12 protein-coding genes are annotated in these 18,502 nt (G+C 49.0%); 9 read left to right on the top strand and 3 right to left on the bottom strand.

The features are described 5' to 3' along the window. Positions 1 to 21: 21 nt before the first annotated feature. On the bottom strand, positions 22 to 573 hold the full coding sequence (locus MHM93_RS16355) for an isoprenylcysteine carboxylmethyltransferase family protein (protein WP_239449853.1): 552 nt from the start codon (positions 571 to 573) through the stop codon (positions 22 to 24). 278 nt (positions 574 to 851) lie between these two features. Between MHM93_RS16355 and MHM93_RS16350 the strand changes: the two genes are divergently transcribed. Together MHM93_RS16350 and MHM93_RS16345 are read left to right on the top strand one after the other, a co-directional pair. Then, complete coding sequence (locus tag MHM93_RS16350; protein WP_022944803.1) at positions 852 to 1,043, top strand: DUF3185 family protein; 192 nt, start codon at positions 852 to 854, stop codon at positions 1,041 to 1,043. A 311-nt stretch (positions 1,044 to 1,354) separates the two neighbouring features. Next, on the top strand, positions 1,355 to 5,734 hold the full coding sequence (locus MHM93_RS16345; RefSeq protein WP_239449852.1) for a putative Ig domain-containing protein: 4,380 nt from the start codon (positions 1,355 to 1,357) through the stop codon (positions 5,732 to 5,734). Between the two features lie 267 nt (positions 5,735 to 6,001). Here the strand turns inward: MHM93_RS16345 and MHM93_RS16340 are convergent, their stop codons facing one another. Continuing rightward, complete coding sequence (locus MHM93_RS16340; RefSeq protein WP_239449851.1) at positions 6,002 to 7,348, bottom strand: PLP-dependent aminotransferase family protein; 1,347 nt, start codon at positions 7,346 to 7,348, stop codon at positions 6,002 to 6,004. Between the two features lie 158 nt (positions 7,349 to 7,506). Here MHM93_RS16340 and MHM93_RS16335 point away from each other — a divergent pair, with 158 nt between their 5' ends. The 6 genes from MHM93_RS16335 (at position 7,507) to MHM93_RS16310 (ending at position 15,400) form a co-directional block, all read left to right on the top strand. Then, positions 7,507 to 8,103, top strand: a complete 597-nt coding sequence (locus tag MHM93_RS16335) for a LysE family translocator (protein ID WP_239449850.1) — start codon at positions 7,507 to 7,509, stop codon at positions 8,101 to 8,103. A gap of 239 nt (positions 8,104 to 8,342) precedes the next feature. Next, a complete protein-coding gene (locus tag MHM93_RS16330) occupies positions 8,343 to 9,599 on the top strand; it encodes an HlyD family efflux transporter periplasmic adaptor subunit (protein WP_239449849.1) in 1,257 nt (418 codons plus the stop codon). 12 nt (positions 9,600 to 9,611) lie between these two features. Continuing rightward, positions 9,612 to 10,343: an ABC transporter ATP-binding protein gene (locus MHM93_RS16325; RefSeq protein WP_239449848.1), complete on the top strand. Its 732-nt coding sequence runs from the start codon at positions 9,612 to 9,614 to the stop codon at positions 10,341 to 10,343. Then, the gene (locus MHM93_RS16320) at positions 10,340 to 12,769 is read left to right on the top strand and encodes an ABC transporter permease (RefSeq protein ID WP_239449846.1); all 2,430 of its coding nucleotides are present in this window, start codon (positions 10,340 to 10,342) and stop codon (positions 12,767 to 12,769) included. Before MHM93_RS16325 ends, MHM93_RS16320 begins: the two co-directional genes overlap by 4 nt. Positions 12,770 to 12,815: 46 nt before the next feature. Beyond that, positions 12,816 to 14,126 (top strand): sigma-54 dependent transcriptional regulator, encoded by a 1,311-nt coding sequence (locus MHM93_RS16315; protein ID WP_239449845.1) that lies wholly within the window; start codon positions 12,816 to 12,818, stop codon positions 14,124 to 14,126. After that, positions 14,126 to 15,400, top strand: a complete 1,275-nt coding sequence (locus MHM93_RS16310; protein WP_239449843.1) for an ATP-binding protein — start codon at positions 14,126 to 14,128, stop codon at positions 15,398 to 15,400. The genes MHM93_RS16315 and MHM93_RS16310 overlap by 1 nt, the downstream gene beginning before the upstream one ends. On the opposite strand, the gene MHM93_RS16305 is transcribed toward MHM93_RS16310, so the two are convergent. Beyond that, on the bottom strand, positions 15,387 to 16,259 hold the full coding sequence (locus MHM93_RS16305; RefSeq protein WP_239449842.1) for a cyclase family protein: 873 nt from the start codon (positions 16,257 to 16,259) through the stop codon (positions 15,387 to 15,389). The genes MHM93_RS16310 and MHM93_RS16305 overlap by 14 nt on opposite strands. Before the next feature lie 148 nt (positions 16,260 to 16,407). Between MHM93_RS16305 and MHM93_RS16300 the strand changes: the two genes are divergently transcribed. Then, positions 16,408 to 18,408, top strand: coding sequence for a fused MFS/spermidine synthase (locus MHM93_RS16300; RefSeq protein WP_239449841.1), 2,001 nt, complete (start codon positions 16,408 to 16,410; stop codon positions 18,406 to 18,408). Positions 18,409 to 18,502: the final 94 nt, after the last annotated feature.

The following is an 18,502-nucleotide window of genomic DNA, read 5'->3' as shown; positions in this document are numbered from 1 at the left end:
CGGCCTTGCGCCGCTTTCTTTTTATATCCAGCGCCGTACTTGGCGTTGATAAGTTCGGTAACGCTCACCGAATACTGAACATAAATGCGCCTCTTCAGCCTGGGTTTGTCGATACAAAGTGAGCCAACCGACAATAAGACACAACAGTGAAAACGCCGAAGGCAAAGCCATAAAAAAGCCTAGCTGCGCTATGCCAACCCCAACAAACATAGGGTTACGGGAAATGCTATAAACCCCTTGGGTTTGCAGCAGCTGCGGCCCTTGGCGGTCAATACCACTGCGCCAGTGACGATTAAGGTTTAGGTTAATCAGCGCCGCACTCACAAAACCGCCGGTCATCAATACGGTGCCGATGATAACAACAACACTGTTTTGATATAGCGGTTGCAAAATTCCAAGATAACTATCCGCTTGCGGCCAAGGCCAGCGGATCAGGCACACTAACCAAATAGTGATGCGAAACACCCGAAAGGCCATGTGATTCCACCAGTCGCCACAATAGGCTTGCCCAGGAAAAATCAACTCTTCGCCATGTTTGCGCTTTGAAAGCACGATGCGCAATGTGTAAAACACAGCCACGCAAGTGAAAAATATCGCTAAATAGCCTCGGGTGAAAGCCTGCAAAGCGTCTAGATTAATGCTGAAAATAATGGTCCCTTATCGTAAAAACGACACCATCTCAGGCATGAGCGGTGCAAGAATTGAAAAGTGTTAATATACAAAAAGATAGCACGGTTCATTTAAAACATTAAATACATTGCACATTCATCTGCATTGCATACACTGAATATCAAGTAAGCGAATGCTTGTTCGCTTCAATGAACAATAATCAATAACAATGGAGTTCATTTATGAATGGCAAAATTCTTGGCATTATTTTAATCGTGGTCGGTGTTGCCTTAGTTGCCTGGGGTTATAACGTCTATGATGCAGTAGAGGCTCAGCTAACCCGTACTTTTAGTGGCGACACCCCAATAGAGGCATGGATTGGCATGGTCGGCGGTGCTATCTGCGTGGCTGTGGGTGTTTTTAAATTAAAATAACGCCCAGTGCGGGCAACCCAGCCCGCCTTTGACACTTACTTTATTCAGCGCCTTTCTTTAATGACAAAGTAAACACTTTGTTACCTATACACACTCACTTCACTATAAAACGCTCAGCAACTCACCACTTGTTAACGAATCAGCACTGCCCTTTTTTCAACCAAAAAGTAGTAAGCAGTTGTAAAATAAATGCTTATTAAGCATATACTTTAGTATTGGTTTATTGCAAAAAAGGTAAAACCTTTTGACTATAGATTCATAACTCTATTCAATACATTTCCTTTTTTTGGAACTTTGAATTGGATTAAGTTGTGAACATAACAATTAAAACAACATTCTTTGTCCTTGCTTTAATAACACTTGCGGGCTGTGGCGGTGGCGATAGTGAGGCCAGCGCAGAACCAACCCCTCCGCCAGAGGAGAATACCGAGCAAGGTGGTAATAATACGGCAGTAATAGAAAAATCATTGCGCCTCAATGACGCCCAAGTCGGGCTTCAATATACGCAAAAAATCGCCTTCCAATTACCTGACGCTGCGTATCAATATGAAGTGGAATCCCTGCCCAGCTGGGCCACGTTTAACGAGGCCACTATGGTGCTCTCGGGCACGCCACAAGCCGCTGGTAAAGAACAGGTAGTAATAAATGTAAGTGCCGATGACAACCGTTGGCGTTTCAGTGGTTATCTGCAAGTGCAAGCTGCTCAGCCTATTAACACTGAGACTTTGAATTTAGCAGGAGCCATGACTAATGAGCCGTATTCCTATCAGCTCACTTTAGATTTACCCGAGGGGCAATACACTTATAGTGCAGAGCAATTGCCTGACTGGTTAAGTTTCGATTCGCAAACACTTACACTCAGTGGCACGGCTTCTAGCAACGAACTAGCTCAATTCGTGATTGTCGCAGAGGGCACTCAGGCTACGTGGCGATTTGAATCGACCTTGCCAGTGCGCACTCTAATCGCTAAGCCAATGGCGTTTGCCAGTGGTTTAATCGGCGCGACTTATGAGCAACAGCTGACCTTTGATTTACCCCAAAGCGACTATACATTTAGTGCCGAGACGCTACCCAATTGGCTATCTTTTTCTGAGCAAACACGCATTCTCAAAGGCGTTCCGCGCAATAAAGGCCTGTATAACGTTGTTATCGATGCCACCGACCACGCCCATGTTTGGCGTCTCTCTGGGGTTATCCCGATTCAACCTCATGGCGATAACGCAGCCACCATCATTACCCTTGCTAACGGCATCAAAAATGAACCTTACTCACACCACTTAGATCTTGCGTTACCTGCTGGAAACTATGACTACCAGGTCACGAGCAAGCCGCAATGGTTGCAATTTAACACCTCAGAGCTGCGCTTGTCCGGCACGCCGACCTCTGCGGGCGTTTATGAGTTTGCCCTTAATGCGTATCAAAATGAGCAGACTTTCTTCTTCAAGGGCGTGATTCAAGTGACTGAAGCTCAGTCGGTGGCACTGACTCTGCCCTCTGCCTCGGTGGGAGAAAATTATGAGCATACCATTTCAGCTTCTTTGCCTGACGGTGACTACACTTATACAGCAAAAACATTGCCTTCTTGGGCATCGTTCGATCCCGCCTCGTTGCGTCTGTCCGGGGTTGTTAGCAATAGTAGCAGTCAAGATGTGGTTATCTTCGCCAGCAATGGCCTACAGGCATGGCGTCTATACGGTGAAGTAGACGTCTCTGGAACAACCACAGAGCTTACCAAACCGCTTGCTCTACCCATGGCTGATGAAGGGCAAGCTTACAGTCATACTGTTGATTTTCAACTGCCATCAGCGCAGTACAGCTATGAGCTTGAGCACGCTCCGGGATGGCTTAATTTTAATGCGCAAACGCAGGTATTATCTGGCGTGCCATTGAGTGCAGGGAGTAGTCCTGTCGCGATTCGCGTCACCGGTGATGACAAAGTTTATCTGTATCGCGGTGAGCTGCAGGTAAAAGCGAAAGCCGAGACAATCAACAAACCCTTAAACTTACCTTCGGGCATTACGACAGCGGCGTATTACGCACAGGTAAACTATGCACTACCCAGTGGCGACTACAGCTATGAAGTCCTAAACATCCCCTCTTGGCTAAGCTATGACCCACAACATCATACGGTGACGGGCAAACCAACCCACCCTGGGGTGTTTAACATCGAAGTAAAAGTGGCTTCTGACGAGCAGCAATGGCTGTTTAGCGGCGAGATAGCAATTGAAGACCACAATACCTATCTAAGCCGCGATGTTATCGATTTCTATGCTCGCGATTACAGTTACCAGCCTCGCCAGCTTAGGAATGATCTAAGTGGTGAGCTGGCAGCAGAAATTCAATTTGTGCAGTCACATGCAGTCGCACCTAACAATAATTATCAGCGCAACAGCAGTGATGAAACACTGTCTCGGTACATGCCGAGTGTGGTTGCTCAGCGTGAAGCTTTGATACTTTTTTTACCGCATGATGGCGAAAACATTGACGGTGTCAGCGCCAAAATAGCCTTGGATGGTCAAGCCGTTTTAGACCTTAATTTGAATCATCCCAACACCTTGCCTCGCGCTGACTTTCAAGGCGGTGACGGTGTCGCCTATTCCACTAATGCTTGGTGGGCCATTTTACCTTGGCAGCATGTTAGAAATGGACTCTCTATTGAGTTCTCCTCCGGGCAAGCTTCAGGTACTCTGAGCGCGGACAGTATTGATATCGCTGATGCTTCGCATATGGTATTTAAAAGTATTCGCTTGGGAATGCTGACATACTACGATGAAAGCAATGGTCATTGGACACTGCGCGATCCTGTTTCTGCTGCCACCGACTATTTTCAAACGCTGCCTATCTCCAGTCTCGTACTCGCTAGCTACGACGGCCAAGAACTGGATAAAGTGATCATTCGCGATGGCACCATTTACGACAAAGAGCGTGATGTGTCGAGTGCTGTTGAGGGCGGCATTTACTCCGGTGATATGCGTGGCGATGTTGCAAAATCTCAAGTCAGTGTGGGCATAAATATGGCCGATTATGGCTATACCAGCAACAGTATGAACCAACGCTACAGCCATGTGTTCAAGCAAATCACCAACCATCACGCATGGGGACAATACACTAACGGACGTATCAAACACGGCTTAAGTGGCGGTAACGGAATTGGTACTCTTGTTTCCTCATGGGGCAATGAGGCCAGCCACGAATGGGGCCACGCTTATGGCCTAGGCCACTACCCTGGGCAAGGACTGACCACCGATGGACGCTGGGCTGTGCACCACAGTGACAGTGGCTGGGGATGGATAGCTCATCGCAAACGTATGCGTGCCAATATCACGACTATTAACAGCGATAATACCTTTGGCTTTCATAAAGACGCCATGTCTGGCGGGTGGGAGAATTCGCCTTTCTCTGTGTATACCTATTACACCGGATTTACGGCTCGTATTATTCAAAATAATGTCGCTGGCTTCCCTGTACCGGATGCTAACTACGAGTCTGGCTACAAAAAATGGGATAGTGACAGCGGCACTTACACACAGCACATTTCCTCACATCCAGCGCCTGTACAGGTAGGAGTCCCGGTGGCGACGATTCTTGGGGGATACGACCCTGATGGCAATAACGCTCTCATCTACCCAGTGTTTCATGGCAATTACGGTAATATATACGATTTACCAGCGCCCGATTTGAGTGCGAGCGACGATCAATGCTGGGTGAGTGTCAGTAATGCGGCCGGTGAGCAGCGGCAGATCAAAGTATCAGCAACACGCCATGCGAGTAATTCCATCAACCAGTTGCACTTTAATATAGAGGCGCAATTTAAGCCCACCCAAGCGGTGCTCACTTGCCGCAGAGATGGCACTGATATAGAACTCACTCGCACTCAGTTCAACGGGCTTATTCCTGAGTTACCAGTCGTTGCCCAGGTTGGTCAAGAACACGGCTTTAAGCAATTGAAAGATCGCGAGTTCGAAGAAATCGAGGCCGAGCTACAGGCGCTAAGCGAGGATTCAAGCTTCTTACCTGCCAGTGTTGCCAATAAAGTGGCAAGCTATGAACTAACGGAGCTATTACCTAATTTGAGTGAGTCTAGCCGTGCCAAGTTAACACGTATTCATAACTTGGAAGCAGCGGTGCAAGGCCTGCGCGCGCTCATTGTCCATGCCCAAGCTCAAGGGTTAGACACACCGACCTTCAAGCAACGCGTGCTAGCGCACTTGTTAGCCGAAGGGTTGAGCGATAGCCGTGATCTGACATTATCAGGCAGTGAGATACATGGTAATAACTACTTTTTTAGTCACGATGGTAACGCAGGAAGCAATGTGCAGTTAGTTGCCCGCACTGACGATAATCAAGGCCAACGCACGCAATGGGTCTTTGATGATTTAGGTCGCCTACATCCAGTCGCCACGCCTTGGCTATGCGCCGAGCAGGTGGGTAGTGGTGTCAATCTAACATCATGCTCAACCAGCAATACCGCCCAACAGTGGCTATTTAATGCAACCAACCCTTGGGTTATTAAAAACGCCTCAACCAGTAAGTGCTTGGACTTTGATCGCACCAACATCAAGCTGATTCCTTACGGGTGCCATGGCGGTTGGAACCAGAAATGGTATAACTTGAGCTTCAATAGTGAGCTGTGGCTCTCTTTATTAAATGCCAATGAGCTCAAAGTATTGCATGAGCTGTTATTAAACTAGGTATTACACAAAAAAGGAGCATTGGCTCCTTTTTCTTCTTTAAAACAGCACAACTGCCGCTAAGGCTTTCAATTTATAAGGCACCAAGAGCGCTCAGCGCTGAAATCGCCCAAAAAGCCTCTTCATTTCTATGTTGAAAATCTATAGATAACTCTGCTTCGCGCTTGGGTAATGGAAAGGGGGTTTACAGTTTATCGCTCTCAGCATACTCCCACCTTAAAGCGTACGGATTTCGCGCGTCATATCTACCGAACTCTCATTGTGCGACTAACGCACACAGGAGCGCACGATTTCTAACCCTGCACGCAACTCATCGCGGGTTTTTGGCCCGGTCAGCGAAAGTCGAATGGCGTTAGCCTGGCCATAACCGCCAACGCAAAACTGTTGTCCCGAGCGTACCCTCACTCCGAGCTCATATAATTGTTTAGTAACCTGCTCGGCTTGATGCTGTGGCGGTAGTGTTAACCAATAATTGAAGCCCTGGACAACGTGATCTGCAGGGCGCTCTAGATGTTGCGCTAGAATCCGGTAGCGAGCCCGCAGTTCCATAGCAATGTGGTTATCAACTTCCGCCATGGCACCGCTACATAACCAGCGGCAAATAAGGTCGATAAGTATCGGACTGACATGCATACACGTGGAGCGAAGTGCCTTTAATAGCGGCACCCGTAAATTAGCTGGCAACACTAAATAGCCGACACGAACACCACCGGCAAAGTATTTAGAGAAGCTGCCAACATAAACAGTAATATCAGGCGCTATGCTAGCGAGCGGCAGCTGCCGCTGTTCTGGTGGGCAGTACATCACGCCATCTTCGATGATCAATACATCAAAGCGCCGGCAAATATCAATTATTTCCAGACGACGTTGCGCACTAAGCTGCACCGCCGTTGGGTTTTGAACATTAGGAGTAAGGTATAGCAATCGTGGCCGATGACGCTGACATTGCAGTAATAAATCCTCTGCTACCAAGCCCTGCTCGTCTATCGCCACGGGCTGAATACGGCGCTCTAGTTGCGCACAACTATGAATAAACTCCCCATAGCATAACCCCTCAGTGAGCACCGTATCGCCACTGCGAGTCAAAGCTTGGAGGATAACGCTTAAACCATGCTGGCCCCCATATGTCCATTGCACCCGCTCTGGCGTTAACTTGCTATGCCAACGCTGATTAAGCCACTGTCGCAAGGTATCACTGTGGCCGCACAAACCATCGGCACTGAAATAATCCAAGATGGCTGATTGTGCTTGTGGTTGTCCCAGCATCTGCTGCAAAGCGTTATGTAGGTGCTGCTGTTGGCTGACGATCAGTGGTCGACACAACGACAGATCGATGCCCTGCTGAGAATCAAGGGGATGGTAATAGCTGTCAGCACTGAGAGCTTCCTTAACATAAGTGCCGCTGCCCACTACTGACAACGTTTTGCCTAATAAAGACAGCTCCTGATAAGCGCGCGTGACTGTGCCTACGGTAACCCCTAATTGGTAAGAAAGGATACGCTGTGAGGGAAGCTTAGTTCCCGCTTTGATTTCACCGTTATCAATCATATCCACGTAGGCTTCAGCCAACGCTTTATATTTTGGGCCTTTGCGCCCATGCATTTGCGGGAGCACCCTGCCTCCAATGTTACCCAGACACTTTTATTAACTAACAAGAATATGTGAGGGCTGCGGTAAAGTGAATAGTTTAAATGTCATGGTGACGCATCAATACTCTCCCTTTGCCTGCAAAATTGCTTAGCATAGGCTCGTTCACCCATACAGGAGCCGCTATGACCTTAACCGTTATGTTTTCTTTAGCCCTATTTACGCTTTTTGTTGCAATCACGCCAGGGCCCAATAACCTGTTGCTCGCCGGCTCTGGAGCCCAGTTTGGGATACGTAAAACCTTGTCACATTTATTAGGCATTCGTTTGGGTCTGAGTGTCATGCTGTTAGTATGCGCCAGCGGTTTCAGTTCCATTCTAACAACAAGCCCCATACTGGCTGCCACACTAAAATATCTAGGGCTGGGGTATATGCTCTGGCTGGCTTTGGCAATGCTGCGTCACCAAAAGATAGGCAACACACCTAGCAATAGCAGTCCATTTTCTGTAACCCAGGCGGCGGTATTCCAATGTGTAAATATCAAATCCTGGACCGCCAGTATGACCGTCATTGCAAGCTTTAGCCAAAGCACTCATTATTGGCTGTCAGTGGCGTGTATTATCACCATATTTATCATCGTCGGGCTGTTCGCTAATCTTTGTTGGGTGTGGCTCGGTAAAAAGGCTGCGGCCCTACTGACGACTGAAAAGCGTACACGCACCTTTTACGCCACCTTGTGCGTTCTGACCATTATGAGCATGGTGCCCTTGGTTTTAACCTAATGTATCGACACAGCTAATTGAATAACCAGTATTATACGATGCAGCGGCTGCACGGGGCTAAAGCCGCTCATTCGCTCCCTTTGATGAGTCACTCTATTCCCACTTTTACTATTGCGCTCTCCCACAGGTGGGAAAAACCAGTGCCATACACATAAAATACCTATACATTTCAAAGTGTTAAAAACTGGCATGGCTTTCGCTAAAGGCTAGGTATCGTATTCATTAACCTGTTGTCATCTATGGACATCAAGCACAGCTTAGCGAAAAACAAAACCTCCTCGCGCCGGCCTTTTATCTATGGGGCAGCCTTGGCTGTTCTGATCATCGTAATGGCGAGTATCGGCTTTTCATGGCGCAGCCAAAGCATTGACCTCAATGCCCTGACGCTTGCCACCGTGCAGCAAGGCCCTCTCAATATGCAGGTGTCGGGGTATGGCGAACTGCGCTCTAAATACACACGGTTTTTAACCGCCAACCATCAAGCCCAAGTTGAGCAGGTGGTATTACGCCCCGGCGCACGCGTCACCAAAGACGATATTATTTTACGCCTTAGCAACCCAAGCTTGGAGCAGCAATTAAATCGCGCTCGTCTTGCTTTAGCACGACAACGAGCCAACTTTGAGGCATTAAAGCTTGCCCAGCAAAGCGAGCAACTCACTGCCCAAGGTAACCTCACCTTGCTAAAAAGCGAGCTCGCCGGAGCCAAGTTGCGCGCTCAAGCTGAGGGCCTGCTTATAGCCGAGGGCATCGTCTCGATGCTTGATCATAAGCGCTCGCAGCTACGCGTTGCGCAGCTGAGTGAGCGGGTAGCGTTGAGCGAACAACAAATGCAGCAGATGCAGGCTTTACATCAAAAGCGCTTAGATGTTGAAAGTGAATTGGTTGAGGAATTTAGTTTAGCCTTTGCCAGTGCCCAAGCCGATGTCGACAAATTACAGGTGCGTGCCGGCATCAATGGCATGCTGCAACAACTGCAGGTGGAACAAGGTCAATCGGTCCAAGTGGGCGCACCGTTGGCCGTGGTTGGCAGTGAACATGAATTGCTAGCCGATTTGCTGGTCAACGAGCGCGATGCCAGTCAGATCGTGGTCGGCCAGCAAGCGATCATCGATACCTTTACAGATACAGTAGCTGCACAGGTCAGCCGCATCGACCCTATTGTCCGTGACGGTCGCGTTGCCATCGAACTGGAGCTGGCAGCGGATTTACCTAGCAACGCCCGTCCGGCGTTGACCATCGAAGGCGAGATCATCACCGATACCTTAGAACATGCTCGGCACTTGCGCCGCCCTAGTTATGTCGATGCCGAGCAAACGCGTCCGTTATTTATCGTTGACCCCGCCGCAAATCAATTAGTCCAAGCCGAGCTGGAGTTTGGTAAACTCGCAGGAGACAGCATAGAGCTACGCAGCGCGTTGCCCGCAGGCACTCAAGTTGTGATTTCGGATATGGGCGAATACATACACTTACAAAAACTAACAACCGTTTCCCATTAACAGGATGTCATTATGCAAACCAAGCCAATCATTGAATTACAACAAGTGTCGAAGGTATACACCAGCGACGATGTCGAAACCCATGCGCTACGCAATATCGACCTTAAAATCTATAAAGGCGATTATGTTGCCATCAGCGGCCCTTCTGGCTGTGGCAAATCCACCCTGTTGAGCCTAATGGGGCTGCTCGATGATATTAGCGCTGGCCGCTATTACATTGAGGGCGTGGATACCCAAAGCCTCGATATGGATACCCAAGCCGAACTTAGAAACTTGCATATAGGTTTTATTTTTCAATCGTTTAACCTTATCGATGAGCTGAGTGTCTTTGCCAATGTAGCTTTACCCTTGCAGTACCGCGAGCCGGCCTTAAGTAAAGGTGAAATACGCCAACGTGTGGAGCAAGCGCTCGCCCAAGTGGAGATCAGCCACCGCGCTGGGCATCGCCCAAACCAACTCAGTGGTGGTCAGCAGCAGCGTGTCGCCATCGCTCGGGCGCTGGCGGGCACACCCAGTATCTTGCTGGTCGATGAGCCAACCGGCAACCTCGATTCTAAAAATGGCGATGCGGTAATGGCTTTGTTGAGCGAGCTAAACCAACAAGGCACCACCATATGCATGGTCACCCACGACCCCCGCTATGCCGGTTACGCCAAAAAGCAAATTAAATTACTCGATGGCGAAATGATGCACCGTGATGCAGGCCTACGCAATGAGGCCAATACCGAGCTGGAGGCCGTATGATGACCCGCTTACGCATGCATTTACATATGGCTCTGCTGTCGCTGCGCCAAACGCCCGGTTTTGTTGCTGCGGTGGTCGCAACCTTAGCCATCACTCTGGCGTGTTTTTTCGTGGTGATGAGCCTATTCAGTAGCTATTTTGTGGCGCCCCTCAATGTTGAACAAGAATCACGTTTAGTCATTGTTGAGCAAGACAATATCTACCCGGATTACAACAGCCCGGGGTTTCAAAGTTTTCAATCGGTGCTGCATTGGTATGAAACACAAACCTCTTTTAGCCGCCAGGCCTTAGTGAATTCCGGTGAAGATGTCATCAGTAACCTGCCCGGGGAGCCACGTATCGCCATCACCTATGCCAGTGACGGCTACTTTGAGCTATTTCGTGTGCCTTTAGCATTAGGACAGCATATGAGCCGACAACAGCGTGTGCAGGAGCCGCTGGATGAAGTGCTGATCTCTTATGACTTTTGGCAACGTTATTACGGCGGCGATGAAAACGTGATTGGCCAAACCTTGGTGAAGCTAGATAAGCACTATCGCATTGTCGGTGTGGTTGCCAAAAACTACCAAGATCCCTATATGTTCAACCGGGGTGACAATCAGCTGTGGTTCAAATTTAGCGCCGATGCGCGCTACTTTAACGAAGACAACCCAAGCGCTTGGTGGAACCTATTTCGGGGCATGAAACTAGTGGGCGTGCTTAAGCCCGGGGCCACCAAAGCGTCAACTGAAGCCGAGCTTTACCAAAGTATTCAGGAAATTAAAGCGCAGTGGAAAGAGGAATTTGATGAACTGGATGACCTCAAACCCATTGTTACTCCCTTTCGCCAAGCCGAATTGGGCGACAACGACGATTTGGCGATTATGCTCCTTGCCGGGGTCACAGGTTTAGTGCTTATTGCGCTGTTAAATGTCAGCAATTTATTTATCGCCCGCGCCGTGGCCAAACATAAAACACTGGCATTGCAAGCGGTGTTAGGGGCTAAACGTAAAACCCTCTTTGCCAGTATTTTAAGTGAAACCTTCGTGCTTATGGCCTTCGCTGTGGCCATCGCCTTATTTATCGCCGCCTGGGGCGTGAAGCTCTTTAAGTGGGTGAGCAGCGGGCATTTGCCACTGGTTCACACCGTCGGCATTGATATTACCGTGGTTTCCAGCGCACTGATTCTCTGCATCCTATTAGCCCTACTCTTTGCATGGATCACCAGTCGCTTGATTAACTTTAAGCAGTTACGCTCACAGGTACAGTCTTCTGGCAAAGGCGCGGTCAGCCAAGTCAGCATGCGCACCGTAAAATGGATGATTGCTATTCAGCTGTTCCTCGCCACCAGTTTAGTGATAACGGCGACCATGGTGCTACACAAGAGTGTAGAAACATTGCAGCGGCCACTGGGCAGTCGAGTTGATAACATTTACCAGGTGATGGTGTTTATCGAAAAAAATCGGGATGAGCTCAGTAAACGCTACGATGATTTACAAAAATTCCTTCACGCCGCAGAGCAAATTCCCGGAGTCAAAGCGGTTGCACACGGGCAAAGCCCAGTTGATAGAGGCAAACGCGCCAGCACCATTACCGATATGTCCGGCAAAGGCTCTATTTTCATCCCGCAAACTTGGGTTGGCCAAGATTACTTCGAATTTACCGGGCTGAAAATTATTGAGGGCCGTAATTTTAGTGAGGCGGCTATTCGCGGCGAAAAGCATGAGTTCTTGGTCACCAAAGCGGTGAATGATTTGCTTAAGCCGGAAGGCTCACTGATTGGCGAAAAGTTTTACAGCTTCGACCCTGACAACCCAGTAGAAGTGGTTGGCATCACCGAAAACTTTAACCACCCCAAGTTCTATGATGAGGACCTAGGACGGCATTTATGGTGGCCTGCTCAGCCTTATGGCTTTGCGATCATGATAGAGATGCAGCCCGGCCAGCAGCTGCAAAGAGAAACAGTATTTCAAGCCATGCAGCAGGTCAGTAACCGTGCCGGCATATGGACTTTTAAGTCTTTAGAGGAGCAATACGCAGCCATCACCCATTTAGACAAAGTGACCTTAATGCTGTGCACCGCACTGGGCATATTTACCCTGTTGCTCGCCGGTATTGGTATTTATGGGGTGCTCAGTTACAACCTCAGATTACGTCGTTATGAACTGGGTATGCGCATGGCCCTGGGAGCCAAGCGTAAGTTGTTATACCGTCAACTTATTAAGGATACTATTATGCCGTTGGTTGCTGCATTTTTATTGGCCCTAGGAGTATCCTTGGGCGGTTACATCCTATTTCAACAGTCGGTGATGCTGTGGCTGTCTCTCAATCCGCTGTGGTTGCTTTTCGTCAGCGCTGCAATTATCGTTTTCGCACTGGCTTCGGTCATTTGGCCCATGCGACAACTAATACACGACAAGCCCATGGCGGCATTAAAACAACAATAAAGAATCAGGGGCCCTGCGCCCCTTAGTTATTAGGAATACCCTGTACATGGCACGTATACTTATAATTGACGATCAGAGCGATGTGCGCCTAAGCGCCCGCATTGCGCTTGAAAGTGATAATCACCACTGCATAGAAGCTGACTCTCCCACCGCCGCACTCAGCCAGCTTAACCGCCATCAGGTTGATTTAGTCTTACTGGATATGAATTTCACCAAAGACACCACCTCTGGCAAAGAAGGCTTGGCCTTTCTCGATAGCTTACGGCAATCTTCCCGACGCATCGCAGTGGTGGTGATCACCGCCTATGCCAATGTCGAATTAGCCGTCAAAGCAATGCAATTAGGAGCCTGTGATTTTGTTGAAAAGCCTTGGCAAAACCGCCGCTTAGTCAATGCTGTGCGCAAGCATTTGCCTCATGACAGTAGCGATGCCGATGACTGCTTTCTAGCCTTTTCCAAAAAGACGCAAACCTTGATTGAAAACGCCAAGCGTATTGCTGCAACCAACGCCAATGTACTCATTACCGGTGAGAATGGTACCGGTAAAAGTATGCTGGCCAAGCTCATCCACCAGCATAGCGATAAAGCTGATGCGCCCTTTGTCAGCGTCAATATGGCCGCTATCCCGGAGAACCTCTTCGAAAGTGAGTTATTCGGCCACAGTAAAGGCGCGTTCACCGATGCCAAAGAAGCGCGTACCGGGCGCTTTACCCTAGCGCAATCGGGCACTTTGTTTTTAGATGAAATAGGCACCCTACCCCTGGCGCTGCAAGCGAAGTTATTACGAGTATTAGAAAGTGGCGAATACGAAGTGCTCGGCAGCTCCACCACCTTGCACAGCGATGCGCGGGTGATCTCTGCCACTAATGCGGATTTACAAGCGGCCATTGCTGGCGGTGATTTTCGCCAAGACCTACTGTACCGACTCAATACCTTGGTCCTTACTTTGCCGCCGCTGCGCCAACGCAGTGACGAGCTCGCCAGCCTTGCCGAGCATTTTATTCGCATCCACTGCCAGCGTTACCAGCTGTCTGTAAAAACCTTAAACCGCTGTGCCCTAGACAAACTTAGCGCCTATCAGTGGCCAGGAAACATGCGCGAGCTCTCACATGTGTTGGAGCGCAGTGTGATCATGAGCGACACTGATAGCCTCAGCGCTGAGCATATCGCCTTGCAACCTCACCAAGATATTGATTCGAGCCTACCGCTAATGAACTTAGAGGAAGCCGAAAAACGCATGATCAGCAATGCCATCGCTCATTTTGACGGTAATGTGGTCGCCGCCGGTGAGTTTTTAGGGTTGAGCAAATCCGCCATGTACCGACGCTTAGATAAATATCAGCTGGGCAACCAATAATGGCGCGCTCAAGCTCTTTAGAGCGACGCTTTATCATCCTTGCAGCCATCCCGATAGGCACCCTATTAGCACTGTTATTGGCCGTCGGTGTTTACCTGCAATTGGATATACTGAGCCAAGTAACACTGCTATTGCTGGTTTTAGGCCCCTGTATTTGGGCACTCTGTAGTTTGTATCAAACCGTGTTCGACACTTTTGATAGCGTCGCGGTGCAGCTAGATAGCCTCGCAAATGAGGAATTTACGGTGTGGCATTTTGCCCGGTATCGACATGGGCGCATTTATGCTTTGAAAGAGGATTTGCGCCGCATTGCCACCCGCATTAGTAATAAGCGTGCAGAATACGCGCACCACGAAAGCTTTGTGTTTGACTTGGTAAACGAGCTGCACTCGCCGGTGGTGGTGCTTGATGGCCATGCTCAGGTGTATCATGCTAACCCAGCGGCATTAGCCCACTATCATCAAGACTCACTGCTAGGAGTAGCGACCAAAGAACTTGGCTTGTATCGTTATCAGAATCAATGGCAGTTGCATCAAGGGCAGCATCAAACACGCTACAAAATTGACTGTCATAGCCTAAAGCGAGGCGCTCGTCATTATCAACTTTTGGTTTATGTGTCGATTGAACAGCCCCTAAGAAGCACCGAAAAAGAGGCCTGGCAAAAGTTGGTCAAGGTACTGAATCATGAAGTGCGTAACTCGCTGACGCCAATTTATTCGTTAACCCAGTCGCTGCGCGAGCAGCAACAGGCGCACTCATTGCAAGCGCAAATGCTTGAGGTGATAGAAAAACGCGCGCAACATCTACTCAACTTTGTTGCCAGTTATTCAAAGCTATCGCAGCTGCCACAACCGCAACTGCAAGCGATACCAATCACCGAGCTGGTTAGCCGCTTACAGGTGCTGCTGCCGCACATAGACATTGACTGCCAAAGCCACACCGGCCGTTTATTAATCGACCCAGAGCAACTGGAGCAAGCGTTGCTTAATTTGGTGCGTAATGCCGAGCAGGCCAATACCCTTAGCGGCACCGAAGGCATACGCTTAGCGATTAGTAAGCACAACCAGTGGCAACTCAAGCTGTATGATAATGGCCCTGGCATAGATAATCCCGATAACCTATTTGTGCCATTTTACTCCACCAAAACCCAAGGCACTGGCATTGGATTAGTATTGAGCAGAGAGATAATTAGGGCTCAAGGCGGTGAGTTAACACTTACAAACCACTCTCAAGGTGGGGCATTAGCACAAATATGTTTACCTAAGGCAAAATAGCAAAAGCGTTCACCGCCATTCCCGTAGCTCCACGAACACGAGGCGGGTTTAGCACCAACATAAACTCATTGCTTTTGCCCTTTGCAAGCGCCTCGCTGAGCGCTTCTAAGTTAAGGTTTTCAACAATATAAATACCATGTTGTGCGAGTAAAATGCGGTGTGCGGGAAACCGCGTTCCACTCTCAGGCACCACCTCGAAACTCAGTTGATCAGCGCCTGCTAAGAATACGTGTTGCTGTGCTAGCCACTGTGCCGCACTCTGCCCTGGGCCTGGGCGAGGCCCGAGATAAGTTGCATTGTCAGTATTAAAAAACTGGCCAAAACCGGTGCGGATCAACACCGACATACCAGCCTTAATGCGAACCTGTTGTGCTTTGGCTGTATCCTGCAAATCCTTTACGGTAATTTCGTATCCGCCAGGTAAGTGTGACACGCCTTTAAAACGCGCCACATCAAGTAACGCGGCACGATTAAGTAAGCGCTCGCGAGGATATTGCTCAATGCCAAGTTCCTTAAGGCCCCGAGCGCCATCGATATCATCGGTGCTGATGCCACCATAGGCCTGGCCATTGTGGCCAATATGGCCAATGGCATCAAGGTTGGGCGCGCCATGCTGGCCGCTAAAATACATAATGTCGGCGGCAAAAGAGAGCTCGGGGATCATCCCTTGGGTATCTTGATGATTATCCATCAGCGCCAAGGCATAAGGGGGATTAAAACTCAAAAGCGGGGAGTTATGATCCCACACATGATTGAGCTCAATAATGCGTGCTTTGGATAAACTCTCCAATAACTTAGCTTGTGCACCTAAACCGCTGTGAGTAAACATCAATGCAGCGAGTAACAGTATACATTTCATAGCGTTTCCCTGTTGTGATTGAGACATCCTGCTTGAGTATAGGCCAAAGCAAGAGCAACATGAGCGATTGTGCAGCTCCTTTTCCCCATTATGGTTAAACATGGTACATTAGCGGGCGTTTTTTCGCTCACGTACTCATTCACCCCCTATGCTTGCAATTATTCTTGTATTTCTCAGTGCTTTTTTACTGTTTCAAGTCCAGCCGATCATGGCCAAAATGCTGTTACCAAGCTTTGGCGGCGGCACTCAAGTATGGACCGCTTGCCTGTTGTTTTTTCAAGCCTTTTTATTGGCCAGTTACGGCTATGCGCACCTACTCTCAAGCCGCTTTAAGTTAAAGAATCAGTTTATTGTCCACGGCTTGCTGCTGCTCGTAGGAGCTCTAGCATTACCGATTGGCACCCAAGCCTTAGCCGCCCCAGGTGCTCACCCAGCTTGGCAGGTGTTATTGCAACTGAGTATTGCTGTAGGCTTACCCTACTTTGCCCTCGCTGCAACGGCCCCATTGATGCAAAGCTGGCAGGCAAAGGTCAATAACGAGCATGCCTATAAACTCTATAGCTACTCTAATATTGGCTCGTTTTTAGCCCTACTTTCTTACCCCTTTGCTATTGAGCCTTGGTTCGCTTTAGGCCATCAATCGTGGCTCTGGAGTGGGTTATTTGTGGCATTTGGCGTCGTTTTTTACGGTTATATGGCACGCTTTTACAATCAGGCGAAGCGTTTAGGTACTACCGAGCAAAGTGCGTTTCGTGGCGGGCTTCATCACAAATGGTTACTATGGTTAGCCCTGAGCGGCTGTGGGGTGATGATACTCACTGCCAGCACCAACGCCATTACGCAAAATGTCGCCCCGGTGCCGTTTTTATGGCTTTTACCGCTGGCGTTGTATTTGCTTACCTTTGTTTTATGTTTCCACTCAACCAAGCTTTACCATCGGGTATTTTGGTTGGCGACCCTTTCGGTGTGCGCGCTTATCGCCTGCTTTTTGTTCTTCATTGGCAGCCAGTTCGATATTGTCAGCCAAGTAGTCCTGTATTCCTTAGTGCTGTTTGCCGCTTGCATGGTGTGCCATGGTGAGCTGGTTAAAGCCAAACCTAATACCGATTATCTCACCCAGTTTTACTTGTTAATGGCCCTAGGCGGGGCCTTGGGCACGGCGGCCATCACCTTTGTTGCGCCCCTCATATTCACCTTGTATTACGAATACCCATTAGCCATTGCCATGGCCTTGATGCTGTTTGCTGTCGCCGTGCTACTTGATAAGCAGCACCAAAGATCGCCATGGTTAGCTGGCAGTGCTGTTATTGGCGTGGCCATCTCGGCGCTGTTATTTCTGTGGCTAGACAGTCAGTTTAAAAGTAATGATATTACCCGTTTGCGCAACTTTTACGGCTTGTTAACCGTGACTGAAGTTAATATCGACAACCGCGTTGAACGACGCCTGATTGATGGCACCACCACCCACGGTGTGGAAGTGTTGAGCGGTCCAGGACAAGGCGAGCCACAGAGTTACTACCGACAGCAAACCTTGGTCGGGCAAATGCTCTCACAGCTCTCGGCAAACGCCAAAGTCGGTTTTATCGGCTTGGGAGCGGGGACGTTGGCTGCTTATGGCAAGCCAGGCGATCACTACCATTTCTACGAGCTTAACCCCAATGTAATGGCAACGGCTAAAAGCCAATTTAGTTACTTAAACGCTTCAGCTGCGCAGCAGCATTATCACTTAGGTGATGGTCGCGTGACCTTATCGCAGCAACCCGCGCAGCGCTTTGATGCACTGGTGCTGGATGCCTTTAGCGGCGATGCCATCCCCATGCATTTGCTAACACAAGAGGCCACCGACCTGTATCTTAGTCATCTCAAAGATAACGGCTTGCTGGCGGTGCATATTTCCAATACCCATTTAGATTTAACACCTTTGATGCGTGGCTTGGCTGAGCATTTTGAATTAGCCATTGTTTACAACGAAAGCAAATCGCAACAGCGCCATGGTCACGATGTACGCTGGGTCGTGCTTAGCCGCAGCAGTGAACGTTTGGCATCGCTGCGTTCTAGTCAATCTCCTTGGCCAAGTACAACCACACCCTTTGTATGGCGCGATGATTACAGTAACTTGTTGCAGGCGATGAAATTTATGGGCGATTGACTAGTCCTGAAATAAGTTGACACTTATTTTGATTAAAACGCCTGATGTACTTCATCGGGCGTTTTGTATTTTAGAGCCAGGTGTGGGCGTCTCT

It is taken from the genome of Pseudoalteromonas sp. MM17-2 (assembly GCF_022347945.1).
GTDB lineage: Bacteria > Pseudomonadota > Gammaproteobacteria > Enterobacterales > Alteromonadaceae > Pseudoalteromonas > Pseudoalteromonas ruthenica.
The sequence above is the reverse complement of the archived record's forward strand: the minus strand, read 5'-3'. Positions and strand labels throughout refer to the sequence as shown.

Excerpts from the sequence above, each read along its gene's own strand:
- MHM93_RS16350 (WP_022944803.1), top strand. The coding sequence starts at position 852 with ATGAATGGCAAAATTCTTGGCATTATTTTAATCGTGGTCGGTGTTGCC.
- MHM93_RS16335 (WP_239449850.1), top strand. The coding sequence starts at position 7,507 with ATGACCTTAACCGTTATGTTTTCTTTAGCCCTATTTACGCTTTTTGTT.
- MHM93_RS16330 (WP_239449849.1), top strand. The coding sequence starts at position 8,343 with ATGGACATCAAGCACAGCTTAGCGAAAAACAAAACCTCCTCGCGCCGG.
- MHM93_RS16325 (WP_239449848.1), top strand. The coding sequence starts at position 9,612 with ATGCAAACCAAGCCAATCATTGAATTACAACAAGTGTCGAAGGTATAC.
- MHM93_RS16320 (WP_239449846.1), top strand. The coding sequence starts at position 10,340 with ATGATGACCCGCTTACGCATGCATTTACATATGGCTCTGCTGTCGCTG.
- MHM93_RS16315 (WP_239449845.1), top strand. The coding sequence starts at position 12,816 with ATGGCACGTATACTTATAATTGACGATCAGAGCGATGTGCGCCTAAGC.
- MHM93_RS16310 (WP_239449843.1), top strand. The coding sequence starts at position 14,126 with ATGGCGCGCTCAAGCTCTTTAGAGCGACGCTTTATCATCCTTGCAGCC.
- MHM93_RS16305 (WP_239449842.1), bottom strand. The coding sequence starts at position 16,259 with ATGAAATGTATACTGTTACTCGCTGCATTGATGTTTACTCACAGCGGT.
- MHM93_RS16300 (WP_239449841.1), top strand. The coding sequence starts at position 16,408 with ATGCTTGCAATTATTCTTGTATTTCTCAGTGCTTTTTTACTGTTTCAA.